At 72.0% G+C, this 9,906-nt stretch carries 10 protein-coding genes and 1 tRNA gene; 5 read left to right on the top strand and 6 right to left on the bottom strand.

The features are described from left to right. Positions 1-266: 266 nt before the first annotated feature. Together AB0E77_RS32560 and AB0E77_RS32555 are read right to left on the bottom strand one after the other, a co-directional pair. Entirely contained in the window at positions 267-785 is a 519-nt protein-coding gene (locus AB0E77_RS32560) for an NUDIX domain-containing protein (RefSeq protein WP_361578081.1), read from the bottom strand. Positions 786-819: 34 nt separating this feature from the next. Further along, positions 820-1,713, bottom strand: a complete 894-nt coding sequence (locus AB0E77_RS32555) for a DMT family transporter (protein ID WP_361578078.1) — start codon at positions 1,711-1,713, stop codon at positions 820-822. 278 nt (positions 1,714-1,991) lie between these two features. Between AB0E77_RS32555 and AB0E77_RS32550 the strand changes: the two genes are divergently transcribed. After that, positions 1,992-2,942, top strand: a complete 951-nt coding sequence (locus AB0E77_RS32550; protein WP_361578075.1) for a hypothetical protein — start codon at positions 1,992-1,994, stop codon at positions 2,940-2,942. 33 nt (positions 2,943-2,975) lie between these two features. Then, complete coding sequence (locus AB0E77_RS32545; RefSeq protein WP_361578072.1) at positions 2,976-4,520, top strand: APC family permease; 1,545 nt, start codon at positions 2,976-2,978, stop codon at positions 4,518-4,520. 70 nt (positions 4,521-4,590) lie between these two features. Here AB0E77_RS32545 and AB0E77_RS32540 read toward each other — a convergent pair whose 3' ends face one another. Together AB0E77_RS32540 and AB0E77_RS32535 are read right to left on the bottom strand one after the other, a co-directional pair. Beyond that, complete coding sequence (locus tag AB0E77_RS32540) at positions 4,591-5,988, bottom strand: gluconate:H+ symporter (RefSeq protein WP_361578069.1); 1,398 nt, start codon at positions 5,986-5,988, stop codon at positions 4,591-4,593. 52 nt (positions 5,989-6,040) lie between these two features. Continuing rightward, entirely contained in the window at positions 6,041-6,568 is a 528-nt protein-coding gene (locus AB0E77_RS32535; protein WP_361578066.1) for a gluconokinase, read from the bottom strand. Between the two features lie 137 nt (positions 6,569-6,705). Between AB0E77_RS32535 and AB0E77_RS32530 the strand changes: the two genes are divergently transcribed. Beyond that, entirely contained in the window at positions 6,706-7,407 is a 702-nt protein-coding gene (locus tag AB0E77_RS32530) for a FadR/GntR family transcriptional regulator (RefSeq protein ID WP_361578064.1), read from the top strand. 5 nt (positions 7,408-7,412) lie between these two features. Here AB0E77_RS32530 and AB0E77_RS32525 read toward each other — a convergent pair whose 3' ends face one another. After that, the gene (locus tag AB0E77_RS32525; RefSeq protein WP_361578061.1) at positions 7,413-7,787 is read right to left on the bottom strand and encodes a YchJ family metal-binding protein; all 375 of its coding nucleotides are present in this window, start codon (positions 7,785-7,787) and stop codon (positions 7,413-7,415) included. Between the two features lie 71 nt (positions 7,788-7,858). Further along, positions 7,859-7,946: transfer RNA gene (locus AB0E77_RS32520), tRNA-Leu, on the bottom strand. Positions 7,947-8,166: 220 nt separating this feature from the next. On the opposite strand from AB0E77_RS32520, the gene AB0E77_RS32515 reads away from it, so the two are divergent. Together AB0E77_RS32515 and chpH are read left to right on the top strand one after the other, a co-directional pair. Continuing rightward, positions 8,167-9,492 carry a M20/M25/M40 family metallo-hydrolase gene (locus AB0E77_RS32515; protein ID WP_361578058.1) on the top strand — a complete coding sequence of 442 codons (1,326 nt, stop codon included), beginning with the start codon at positions 8,167-8,169 and terminating at the stop codon, positions 9,490-9,492. 167 nt (positions 9,493-9,659) lie between these two features. Then, entirely contained in the window at positions 9,660-9,893 is a 234-nt protein-coding gene (gene chpH, locus AB0E77_RS32510) for a chaplin ChpH (protein WP_361578055.1), read from the top strand. Positions 9,894-9,906 lie beyond the last annotated feature (13 nt).

Genomic DNA, 9,906 nt, shown 5'->3' with positions numbered 1-9,906 from the left:
CGGGGCGTTGACGCGCCAACCGCTGCGGGCGGACACCCCCCGACACGGCCCCTTCTCGCCGTACGCGGCTGTCCGCCGTCCCCCGCCGCCTCAGCTGCGGGCAGTCGCCCCCGCCGTGCCGTCCCAGCTGCGGGCAGTCGTGCCTCCCCCAGTGCCTGAACGGCCTCGGAGGTACCCCCAGGGGCGGCACGGGTGGGCGCTGGGAGTCCCCCCAACCGCGTCGGGCACCCCGCCAGCAGGGCCGCTCGCACCCACCCCCGGACCACTCACCTACCCGCCCCCCGCCAGGCCCGCAGCCGCGCATACGCCGCGACCCCGTCCGGCACCCACTCCCACTCCCCGAGCCGCCGCTCCACCTCCGCCTCCTCCAGGAAGTCCCACCACGCCACTTCCTCCACCTGCGGTGCCACAGCTGCCTCGCAGCTCACCTCGTACACCGCCGACCACCACGTCCGCCCGCCCCCGTCGTCGTACAGGAACTTGAAGAGGAACTCCGGCCGGGCGAGCCCCCGCACCCCCAGTTCCTCCTCCGCCTCCCGCAACGCCGCGTCGTCATAGGACTCGCCCGCTCCCACCACCCCGCCGACGAACATGTCGTACAGCGAGGGAAAGACCAGCTTCGTCGCCGTGCGGCGGTGGACGAAGACGCGGCCCCGTGCGTCCCGGGCCTGGACGAACACGCAGCGGTGGCGCAGCCCCTGGGCGTAGGCGTCACCCCGCCGGGCCTGTCCGGTCACCCGGTCGTTCTCGTCGACGATGTCGAGGATCTCGTCAGCAGCGCTCATGCCCCCATCCAAGCAGCGGCCGAGGGCACCGGCGTCAACGCCGTTGCAGATCCCGCGCCGGTCCGCGCTCGCCCGTGCCCTGTGGCATCGCCGGATGCATGCCGAGCAGCACGATGCCCGTCACCACCGCCGCGAGGCCCCCCGCCTCCCCCGCGAGCGCCCCCGCGTCGGTGCGCAGCCGGTCGCCGAGGAAGCCGACCCCGCAGGCGATGCCCGCGAGGGGCTGAGCCGCCGTCAGCGCGGGCAGCGACCTGCGCAGCGGTGCCGTCTCGAAGGCGCTCTGCACGAGGAGGAGACCGGTGATGCCGAGCACCACCACCGCGTACGGCTGCCAGCCGGTCAGCAGTTCCGCCGGCCCGCCCGCCGAGAGGCGCTGCCCGCTGACCCGCGTCAGCGCGTCCTGCACCCCGTACACCAGCCCTGCGGCCAGTGCCAGCAGCGCCGGGCCCCAGGTCAGCCGGGCCCGCCCGGCGCACGCCGTCAGCAGGAGGGCGATGCCCAGCATCACGCCGAAGATCACCCAGTGCCGTACCGGATCGGTCACCGCCTCGCCGCCGCGCGGCTCGCCCGCCACGATGAACGCGCTGACCCCGCCCGCCAGCAGCGCCAGCCCCGCCCAGCCCTGAGCGCCCAGCGGCTGCCGGGTCTGGGCGCGGGAGAGGGCCAGGGCGAAGAGCAGGTTCGTCGCGAGGAGCGGCTCGACCAGGGTGATCTCGCCGCCGGCCAGCGCGATGGCGCCCATCACCATCCCGGCCACCATCAGTCCCGTGCCGCCCAGCCAGCGCGGCACCCGCACCAGGTCGAGCAGGAGGCGGGGCGAGAGGAAGTCGCCCAGCGGGGCGCGCTGGGCGGCGTTCTGCTGGAGGACGAAACCGAAGCCCAGGCAGCACGCGGCACTCACGGCGAGAACCAGAACCAGAACCGACACGCTGCGTACCTCGATCGTCAGGCCGGGCCACGGGGTGCGTGAGAAACCGACTCTAGTGGGAAGGGGACCGAGCCGCCGGGCCGACGCCGCATCCGGGTGGGGGACGCGGTCGGGGCAGCGCGCGGGCGGTGCAAGTGACGCTGAAACCACGTGAGTTGACGCGTGTAACGGGCCGGTGGGCCTTGACGTCGAGCCTTGGCTGCCGGTTTGCTGTGCGTGATCAGTTCATGGCAAACCGGCTACGACGACCTACCGGGTCGCGTGAGGAAGTTCCCGCGGTGCCCCCACCCCCGCCTCCCCTCGGCCGCGGCCGCAGACGCGCGGCCCAGTCCTTCGACGAGGCCCTCGACGACGCCGAACTCGTCACCGCACGCACCGCGTTGGCGCAGGGGCGCTGGCAGTCCGCCCGTTCCCTGCTCGTCCACACGGGTGACGACTGGGACCGCCGCGGTCACCGGGTCACCGTCCTCGCCAAGGAGCCCTACTGCGCCGCCTGGGCCCGCGAGTGGCTGCTCGCCGAGCCCGACTCCGCCGACGCCTCCGTCCTGCTCTCCCTGGCCCTCGTCCAGCGCGCCCTGAGGGGCAAGGAGAAGCCCGACCGGGCCCGGGAGGCCTGCCGGGACGCCGCCGCGCTCGTGCCCGCCGACCCCACCCCATGGCTCGGGCTGCTCCTGCTGGAGCGCGCGCTCGGCCCGGACGAGGACGTCGTCCGGGCCTTCGAGCACGTGCGCGGACGGTACGCCGACCACCACCACGCACACCATCTGATGGTCGCCCGGCTCGCCGAACGCCGCGGCGGCGGCGGACCCGACCCGCTCCACGAGGTCTACGACTTCGCGAACTGGGCCGCCGAGCAGGCCCCCGCCGACTCGCCGCTGGCCGTCCTGCCGGTGGTCGCGCACGCCGAGCGCTACCGGGTGCTGGCCGCCGCCGGACACGAGTCCCCCGACCCGCAGGCCTCCGGCCACTGGGTCGGCCGCCGGGCCCGGCTGGTGATGAAGGCGGCCTTCGACTGGTGGCTGGAGTGGGAGCAGGACGGCCACCCGCGCCGCCTGGTCGACCTCAACTTCCTCGCGCACGCCAAGTCCTGCGAGGGCCGCGGCGCCGAGGCCGCCGCCCTGTTCCACCGCATCGGCGAGCACGCCACGCCCGCCCCCTGGTCGTACCCCGACCGCGACCCGTACTCCGCCTTCCGCACCGCCCGCGCCGGTGCGCTGGGCACCACCTGACACCACGACACCCACAGTGAGGACGGTCCCCCGATGGCCACGGGCAGTTCACGCACGACCAGACCGGCCGGCGACGGCGGCATCAGCACCTTCAAGGGGGAGGAGCGGGCGCTGCGCGCGGACCGGCTGGGCACCGGAGGCCTGCTCCTGTCCGTCCTCGCCGCCACCGCGCCCCTCATGGTGGTCGCCGGGGTCATGCCCACCACGTTCGCGGTCATGGGCATCGTCGGGCAGCCGCTGCTCTTCGTGATCCTCGGCGTGGTGCTGATCCTGTTCAGCGTCGGGTACGCCGAGATGAGCCGGCACGTCCACAACGCGGGCGCCTTCTACGCGTACATCTCCCGCGGCCTCGGCGGCACCGCCGGCGCGGGCGCCGCCCTGGTGGCCCTGGTCGCCTACAACGCGCTCCAGGTCGGCATCTACGGCATCTTCGGCTTCGAGGTCTCCGGCCTCCTGTCCACCTACGCCGACCTCGAGGTCGCCTGGTGGATCCCCGCGCTGCTCGCCGTGCTCGCCACCGGCACACTGGGCTGGCTGAAGATCGACGTCAACGCACGCGTGCTGGGTGTGCTGCTGCTCATCGAGGTGGTGCTGGTGGTGGTGTTCGACATCGCCGCCGTCGCCGACCCGGGCGCCCGGGGACTGTCGCTGCACGCCTTCAACCCGGACACGCTGAGCGGGGCGGGGGTCGGGACGGCGCTGTGCTTCTGCATCGCCGCCTTCCTGGGCTTCGAACAGGCCCCCGTGTACGCCGAGGAGACCAGCAGGCCGCACGTCCTGGTGCCGCGCGTGATGTTCCTCGCCGTCGGCGGCGTCGCCGTCTTCTTCGCGCTCAGCAGCTGGGCCCTGACCGTCGCCACCGGACCCGACGAGATCGTCGGCACCGCGCAGGAGCAGAGCGCGGGCCTGCTCTTCTTCCTCACCGAGTCCCGGCTCGGCGGCACCTTCACCGACGTCCTGCACGTGCTCTTCGTGACCGGCATGTTCGCGGCCCTGCTCAGCTTCCACAACGTCGTCGCCCGGTACGCCTTCGCCATGGGCCGCGAGGGACTGCTGCCCGCCGCCTTCGGACGCACCAGCGGCACCAGCGGCGCGCCCGGCACCGGCTCGCTCCTCCAGACCGCCGTGTCCGCCGTCGTGGTCGTCGGCTTCGCGGTCGCCGACGACAAGCCGGCCGGCGACCCGACCGAGCCGGTCCTCCACCTGTTCACCTGGGGCGGCAACATCGGCGCCCTCGGGGTGATCGTGCTGATGGCCGCCGCCTCGTTCTCCGTGGTCGCCTTCTTCGTCCGCCGCGGCGCCGCCGGCACCCAGGGCGTCCGCCTGGCGACCTCCGCCGTCGCGGGCGTCGCCCTGCTGGTGATCGCCGGGTACACGGTGAAGGACTTCGACGTCCTCGTCGGCGCCGGCCCCGGCTCGGCGCTGAGCTGGGCCCTGCCCGGCATCATCGGCCTCGCCGCCGTCGCAGGCCTCCTGCAGGGGCTCGTCCTGCGCACCCGTGCCCCCGAGCGGCACGCCCGCATCGGCCTGGGCAACGAGGCCTTCCAGCTGGACAAGGCGGCCGAGAAGACGCCCTGAGCGGTACCGCACGTGCGACGGCGCCCGCCCCGGGGGACCGGGAACGGGCGCCGTCGGCGTCGTCGTACCGCTAGATCACCAAGGAGAGCAGCAGGACCAGAGCGCCCGCGACCACCGAGATGATCGTCTCCATGACGGACCAGGTCTTGATCGTCTGGCCGACGTTCAGACCGAAGTACTCCTTCACCAGCCAGAAGCCGGCGTCGTTGACATGGCTGAAGAAGAGCGAACCGGCGCCGATCGCCAGGACCAGCAGGGCCGCGTGGGTCGTCGACATGTCGGCCGCCAGCGGCGCCACCAGACCGGCCGCCGAGACGGTCGCCACCGTCGCCGAACCGGTCGCCAGCCGGATCGCCACCGCGATCAGCCAGGCCAGCAGCAGCGCCGGGATCGACCAGTCCTCGGAGATCTCCAGGATCATCTGACCCACGCCGGAGTCGATCAGCGTCTGCTTGAAGCCGCCGCCCGCGCCGACGATCAGCAGGATGCCCGCGATGGGCGCGAGACCCTTCTCCACCAGGCCGGAGACGCGGTCCTTGGCGAACCCGGCCGGCCGCAGCAGCGTGAAGATGCCCACGATCACCGCGGCGAGCAGGGCGATCAGCGGCGAGCCGACGACGTCGAAGACACGCTGCACCAGCTGGTCGGGGTCGTCGACGATGATGTCGACCAGCGCCTTGGCGAGCATCAGCACGACCGGCAGCAGGATCGTGGCGAGGGTGGCGCCGAAGCTCGGGCGCTTCTCCAGCGTCTCGGAGGCACGCTGCGGGATCATGCGGTCGGGGGCGGGGACGTCCACCCAGCGGGCCGCGTACTTCGAGAAGACCGGACCGGCGATGATCACCGTCGGGATCGCGACCAGCACGCCCAGCGCCAGGGTCACACCGAGGTTGGCGCCGACCGCGTCGATCGCGACCAGCGGGCCCGGGTGCGGCGGGACCAGGCCGTGCATCACGGACAGACCGGCCAGCGCCGGGATGCCGATGCGCATCAGCGAGTAGTTGCCGCGCTTGGCGACCATCAGGACGACCGGGATCAGCAGCACGATGCCGACCTCGAAGAACAGCGGCAGCCCGACGACGGAGGCGATCAGCACCATCGCCCACGGCATCGACCGCACGCTGGCCTTGGCGAGGATGGTGTCCACGATCTGGTCGGCGCCGCCGGAGTCGGCGAGCATCTTGCCGAGTATCGCGCCGAGGGCGATCAGGACGCCGACGCCCGCGACCGTCGAGCCGAGCCCGGTGGTGAAGCTGGCGATGACCTTGTCCAGCGGAGCCCCGGCGAACGCGCCGAGCGCCAGTGTCCCGATGGTCAGGGACAGGAAGGCGTGCAGCTTGAACTTGGTGATGAGCAGGACGATGACGGCGATGCCCAACAGCACGGCTATGCCCAGCTGGGCGTGGCCGGCGGAGGTGATCGGCTCGGCGGTGTCCGCTGCCAGCATCTCGACGCTGAGTCTGGTCACGGTGCTTCCCTTGCGGTGATGGGGATTCGGGGGAGGGGGACTGAGGGGAGGGCTACAGGGCCGGCTCGGGGAGGGCCTTCAGGGCGGTCGTCGCCCGTTCGGTGATCTCCTCGGGGCTGCCGGCGACATCCACCGCGACCCCCGCCTCGTCCGGCTCCAGCGGCTGGAGCGTGGCGAACTGGGAGTCGAGCAGGGCGGTCGGCATGAAGTGGCCCTCGCGGTGCGACATCCGGTCCTCGATCAGCTCGCGGCTGCCTGTGAGGTGGACGAAGACGACACCGGGAGCGGCGGCCCGCAGCCGGTCGCGGTACGACCGCTTCAGCGCGGAACTGCTCACCACCCCGCCGAGCCCGGCCCGCCCGTGCGCCCAGCCGCCGATGGCGTCCAGCCAGGGCCAGCGGTCCTCGTCGGTGAGCGGGGTCCCGGCCGTCATCTTGGCGATGTTGGCCGGCGGGTGGAAGTCGTCGCCCTCGGCGTAGGGAACGCCGAGCCGGGCCGCGAGCAGGGGGCCGATGGTGGTCTTCCCGGTGCCCGCTACGCCCATGACCACGACGACGTGGGGGGTGTGCAGTTGCTGCATCGCACTCTCGCTGTCTGCTGTCTTCGTCGACACGTGATGTCGACGCCACTGAAACCCATTAGGTACGACAAATTCAAGAGGCTGTGACATATAAGTCTGACTTTTTATTCCCGTGACGCGCCCCGTACGCTGAGTGCATGAGCACACCGGGCCGGGGGCTGCACGGCCGCGTACTGGACACCCTCGGCCCCGCGATCACCGCGGGCGAATACCCCGCGGGCAGCGTCCTGCGCACGGACGAGCTGGCACAGCGCTTCGAGGTGTCACGCTCCGTGATGCGCGAGGCCGTGCGCGTGCTGGAGTCCATGCACCTGGTCGAGTCGCGCCGCCGCGTCGGCGTGACCGTCCTGCCCGAGTGCGAGTGGAACGTCTACGACCCGCAGGTCATCCGCTGGCGTCTGGCCGGCGCCGACCGCCCGCGCCAGCTGCGCTCGCTGACCGTGCTGCGGTCGGCGGTCGAACCGGTCGCGGCGGGACTGGCCGCCCGGCACGCCACCGCGGAGCAGTGCGCGGAACTCACCGAGTGCGCGCTCGGCATGGTCGCCAACTCACGAGGCCACCAGCTCGAGGGCTACCTCTTCCACGACGTGGCCTTCCACCGCGTCATCCTGACCGCGTCCGGCAACGAGATGTTCGCCCGCCTCGGCGGCGTCGTCGCCGAGGTCCTGGCCGGCCGCACGCACCACGACGTGATGTTCGAGGACCCCGACCCGGCCGCCGTCACCCTGCACGTGCGGGTCGCCGAGGCCGTCCGCGCACGCGACGCCGAGCGCGCCGAGCAGCTGACCCGCGAGATCACCGTGGGCGCCCTCCAGGAACTGGACATCCTGGCACCCTGAGGGGCCTACGGGAGGAAGTCCCCGTCGACGTACACCCACGCACCGTCGACCCGCTCGAAGCGGCTCCGCTCGTGCAGCGAGCCGCCGCGGTAGGAGGCGCGGAAGGTGACCGTGCCGGTGGAGTGGAAGGCGGACCCGCCGGTCGCGTCCAGGATCTCCAGCCCCGTCCACCGCATGCCCGGGTCCAGGTCGGGGTGCTCCGGCCGCGTCCTCGGATGCCACGTCCGGAGCAGGTACGCCGCGTCGCCCCGCACGAAGGCGCTGTACCGCGAACGCATCAGGGCCTCGGGACTCGGCGCGGACGCCGTCCCCCCGTGGAAACGGCCGCAGCACTTCTCGTACGCCTCGGGCAGCCCGCACGGGCAGGAACGCGTGGTCATGGCGGCCATTGTGCCCGGCCGGGGAGCCGTACCGGAAAAGCAGAGGACCCCTGCTCGGCAGGGGTCCTCACTGGTGTCCGAGGGGGGACTTGAACCCCCACGCCCGATAAAGGGCACTAGCACCTCAAGCTAGCGCGTCTGCCATTCCGCCACCCGGACAAGGTGTCTGTCGCGTGGGTTGTTCCCCGTGGCGACGACGTAAACATTACCAGGCTTTCGGGGGTGTCCGATCACCCCCCGGCTCACCCCCGGCTCGCCCCCGGATCCCGCCCCCGCCCGGCGTGAACGGCGTGTGACGGGCCGGGTCCGGTCTTGGGCCCCGGCGTCCGGAGGGGGAGGATGAGGGTGACCCACCAGCAGTGACAGCGGGAGGAAGCACGTGAGCGACTCGGGCACGGCCAGGAGCGTCACCGGCGAGGACGAGGTCGTCGACCTCTGCCGCGAGCTGATCCGGATCGACACCAGCAACTACGGCGACCACTCGGGCCCCGGCGAGCGCAAGGCGGCCGAGTACGTCGCCGAGAAGCTCGCCGAGGTGGGACTGGAGCCGCAGATCTTCGAGTCCCACCCGGGACGCGCCTCCACCGTGGCCCGGATCGAGGGTGAGGACCCGTCGCGGCCCGCGCTGCTCATCCACGGCCACACCGACGTCGTCCCGGCCAACGCGGACGACTGGACCCACCACCCCTTCTCCGGCGAGGTCGCCGACGGGTGCGTGTGGGGGCGCGGCGCGGTCGACATGAAGGACATGGACGCGATGACGCTCGCGGTCGTCCGCGACCGGCTGCGCAGCGGGCGCAAGCCGCCCCGCGACATCGTCCTCGCGTTCCTCGCCGACGAGGAGGCCGGCGGGACGTACGGCGCCCGGTACCTCGTCGACCACCACCGCGACCTCTTCGACGGCGTCACCGAGGCGATCAGCGAGGTGGGCGGCTTCTCCTTCACCGTGAGCGAGCAGCGCCGGCTGTATCTCATCCAGACGGCCGAGAAGGGCATGCACTGGATGAAGCTGACCGTGGCCGGCACCGCCGGGCACGGCTCGATGATCCACCGCGACAACGCCATCACCGAGCTCTCCGAGGCCGTCGCGCGTCTCGGCCGGCACAAGTTCCCGGTCCGCGTCACGAAGACGACCCGGGCCTTCCTCGACGAACTGGGCGACGCCCTCGGCACCGAACTCGACCCGGAGAACATGGAGGGGACCCTCGCCAGGCTCGGCGGCATCGCCAAGCTCATCGGCGCGACCCTGAGCAACACCGCAAACCCCACCCAGCTGGGCGCGGGCTACAAGGTCAACGTCATCCCGGGCGAGGCGACCGCGCACGTGGACGGCCGGTTCCTGCCCGGACACGAGGAGGAGTTCCTCGCCGACCTGGACCGGATCCTCGGCCCGAAGGTGCGGCGCGAGGACGTCCACTCCGACAAGGCCGTCGAGACCACGTTCGACGGCGCCCTCGTGGACGCGATGCAGTCCGCGCTGGTCGCGGAGGACCCGGCCGCGAAGGCCATCCCGTACATGCTCTCCGGCGGCACCGACGCCAAGTCATTCGACGACCTCGGCATCCGCGGCTTCGGCTTCGCGCCCCTGAAGCTGCCGCCGGAGCTGGACTTCGCGGGCATGTTCCACGGCGTCGACGAGCGGGTGCCGGTGGACGGCCTGCGGTTCGGCGTGCGGGTGCTCGACCGCTTCATCGACGCGTCCTGAATCACCCGCTGAAACGAGACTTCACCCTTCACCGGTATTCGACCGCGCGTGCGGGGCGCTACCGGGAAGGGTGAATGCGCTCATAAGCTCGTAGCCTCATTACTCCGTCCTCGTTACAGGTGATGCGATCGGCAATCTCGGATCGCCTTTGTCAACTAGGAGGAATAATGCTCAAGAAGGTCGTCGCCGCTGCGGTCGCCACCGGTGGTCTGGTTCTCGCGGGTGCGGGCGTGGCCGCCGCCGACTCGGGCGCCCAGGGTGTCGCCGCCCACTCCCCGGGCATCGTTTCCGGCAATGTCATCCAGGTTCCCGTGCACGTCCCGGTGAACGTCTGCGGCAACACGATCTCCGTGATCGGCCTGCTGAACCCCGCCTTCGGCAACGCCTGCGTCAACAAGTGACGTTGCGTCTCGA

This window comes from Streptomyces sp. NPDC032940, assembly GCF_040636935.1.
GTDB lineage: Bacteria > Actinomycetota > Actinomycetes > Streptomycetales > Streptomycetaceae > Streptomyces.
This window is presented reverse-complemented; position numbering and strand designations above follow the sequence as displayed.